This window comes from Mesorhizobium sp. M7A.F.Ca.CA.003.01.2.1, from assembly GCF_003998945.1.
Taxonomy (GTDB): domain Bacteria; phylum Pseudomonadota; class Alphaproteobacteria; order Rhizobiales; family Rhizobiaceae; genus Mesorhizobium; species Mesorhizobium ciceri.
The window spans coordinates 1-592 of the sequence record NZ_RZRA01001577.1; the positions used below are offsets into that span (position 1 = coordinate 1).

The following is a 592-nucleotide window of genomic DNA, read 5'->3' on the forward strand; positions in this document are numbered from 1 at the left end:
GAACAGATTGGTGCCGGCGGCGATCAGCAGCGCGATCATCATGCCGCCGGTTCCGCCGATCAAAAAGCCGACGCCCATGAACAGCGCGGTCATCGCGGCAAGAAGCATGGCGGTGCGAAGTGTGTTCATCGTCTGCTCCTGTCCAGGTGATAGCGAAAAGGGGTCGATCCGCTTCGTCTCATCGCTATATGATGGGAAACACCAGTTCCCGTTTCAATCCGCTGGAAATATCGCATGAACGACGAAGCCAGTAAAACCGATGCCGAGCTTGCCCATGATGTCGAGCCAAAGGCGCTGACGCCGGAAGCCAGACGTGCGCTCGCGGAAGCCGAAGCAAGGCGTGTAAAGTACCTGGAAAAGGAAGCCTCGGCGCCGAAGGAAATCGGCGGCCGCGGCGGCAAGGAGCCCGGCCGCTACGGCGACTGGGAGGTAAAGGGCCTGACCAGCGATTTCTAGACGCGGCCTAGGCGGCGTTGCGCTGCGGCTCGAGCGCGATCCAGCCACGCTCGTCGACGGTGATGCCCACCATGTCGTAGCCCGCGATCGCGGCGTGTTGCGTTGGCAAGGGGTGCTTGTGCGTGGCGCTGATGAC

The 592-nt window shown here is 62.0% G+C and carries 1 protein-coding gene and 2 pseudogenes; 1 reads left to right on the plus strand and 2 read right to left on the minus strand.

The features are described from left to right. Positions 1–129, minus strand: a pseudogene (locus EN969_RS34305) (protease HtpX); the annotation flags it as partial. 105 nt (positions 130–234) lie between these two features. Here EN969_RS34305 and EN969_RS34310 point away from each other — a divergent pair. Then, positions 235–456 carry a DUF1674 domain-containing protein gene (locus EN969_RS34310; protein ID WP_024504209.1) on the plus strand — a complete coding sequence of 74 codons (222 nt, stop codon included), beginning with the start codon at positions 235–237 and terminating at the stop codon, positions 454–456. A gap of 7 nt (positions 457–463) precedes the next feature. Here EN969_RS34310 and EN969_RS36540 read toward each other — a convergent pair. After that, positions 464–592, minus strand: a pseudogene (locus EN969_RS36540) (HAD family hydrolase); the annotation flags it as partial.